The organism is Halalkalibaculum sp. DA384 (genome assembly GCF_043951955.1).
GTDB lineage: Bacteria > Bacteroidota > Rhodothermia > Balneolales > Balneolaceae > JAMQKA01.
In genome coordinates, this window is record NZ_JBINJE010000081.1 from 1 (window position 1) to 2095 (window position 2095).

Annotated in this window: 1 protein-coding gene; it reads left to right on the plus strand. The window is 39.3% G+C overall.

From position 1 onward, the window contains the following. A partial coding sequence (locus ACG2E4_RS18270) for a hypothetical protein (protein ID WP_395277487.1) occupies positions 1–249 on the plus strand: 249 nt, incomplete at its 5' end. Positions 250–2095: the final 1846 nt, after the last annotated feature.

A 2095-nucleotide genomic window follows, 5' to 3' on the forward strand; every position in this document is an offset into this window, starting at 1 on the left:
CCGGCGATCACCTACCTAAACTGGCACAATGACCTCCGAAACGGATGGCACAACATGGCCGAAATGGGTGGCACAATGATCTCCGAAATAGCCACAGGGTGTATGAAAAAGGCTAAAATTGTCCCTGGTATTCTGATAAATTGCAAAATAATGGAATACTTAACCCATGGCTTAAAAATCAAAGTAATACCAATAGCGACTTCCCACCAGCCTAACAAAGGGAGGACGGTTTCTGGTGGAAAAAAATAAATTGTATGGGCCAGAAGCGAAGTTGCTGTTTTTGCTCCAAAAGGTTTGAGAAGTCCAAACCATATAAAGATTAATCCCAAAGAAAGGCGATGTGCATCATGCCCATATTTAAAAGTACTGACTATTTTTTTGCTGATGTTATTAATTCGGTTCATCTGGTATTTTTTTAAAATTTGGGTAAGACTTTGTTTATTCAATAATAATCGCCTGGTTAACAGAGTGCCAGATACGTTTCCAGATTTCGAAAATAAGCAAGCTTTAAACCACTTGATCCGGGAAACCCGTCAGTTGCAGAAAATCCTCAGATGCCTTTTCTCTCAAGTGAATATGCATCCAAAAACAAAAAAATATCACATATCAGTGTGAATCATCGGGTTGAAGAGAAATCCGACCGGAAGGATTCGATCCTCATCTTCAGACCAAAGCCATAAACAGCAGGCAAATATAAAACGAGTGCCCGATTTTAGTATTAACGCAGCCCAAATGCAGAACTGCCTGAAGACATTGAAAACGACTCATACAGCTATTTATCTCCTGATCGTTATCCTGCATCCACTTATATTTTTCAAACTGAATATTCTTTACTCTAACCGGTGCAACCTTGACGATCTCCATAGATCTGCTTAAGACTACTGAATTGATGGAAATCCGTTTATAGAAAGCCATGACAAGCTGCACATCCTTTCGGATAAAAAGGATATGGCTGAAATCAGGCAGCTTCTTAAATAAAAGGAGTAACAAGCGCCATAAGTATGATAGAAATTAGAGTACGCATTCTTTCTCCGAGTTCCTATATTTATAAAGTATGCATGCCTTTATAAATATATTTCTGCTGGTTTTTGCCATTCATTCTCCCCTTAATGCAATGGGAGAACTCCCTTCGAGATACCTGGATAATCGATCCGAAATACAGCCCGGGGAAACGGATCATACCCCGTTTGGGTATCCTTCTGCTCAACCTGATTTCTATGCGATTCATCCACAGGCAGAAGGTTCGGTTCAAATAACAAACAGAGTTCCTCAATCACAATCTTCTACCGAGCGAGAATATAATCTGTTTAGAGGCTCTGCTCCCGAACCGGTAACAGAACAATGGGTAACATGCTGTATCAGGGATGGAAGCTTAATTGAAACAGGGCTCACGCCAGGCAAGCTTCTATATCCCTTCCATTTCTTTTTGTAATTCCACTGGCTGAACATTCAACCATTATTAGGCCAGAGTTATACCCATATGCTCATTTTGGGTATGGTATATCAATTACAAAAAATATCACCATGGATATCGATTTAACTTCAGTTATTATCAGTATTATTGCCTTGTTGATTTTTGCAATTCCCATTGCTATTGATCAATGGAAGAAGAAATCAAAGGGTGAAAAATAAGTGGCACCTCTAATAAGTAGTAGCCTCAAAAACAGGGGCTACTACTTTTTCTTTCGTTACATTAAAGGCAACTTTGCGATTTGTTTATCGATCTGATCCGTTATTTTCAGGTAAAATAGTTACAGCTGCGGTATAATAAGTACCTGTTGAGAGGAAATAAGAAGGTATTTGGTGTACATTTTGATACCCGTGTGTTTGAACAGTGTTGAGAAAAGAGGTGCTTTCACTCTATAGGTATGGTTTTGAGGCATTAATGGCTGAATAAATGCCGTACCTTCTGTAGCACCAGCTTGTAATTTATCGGAAGATAGACAGGAGGGAAATAGAATGTGCCCGCCAAAAGTAGACGAGCACCATTATTTAAAACTACGCCCGGGAGTATTTGAACGCTTAACCTTCTGGCCAGGACAAACTGATATATGACCTTATGATTCATAGAGGTTTATTTTAAGAGGTCATGTTA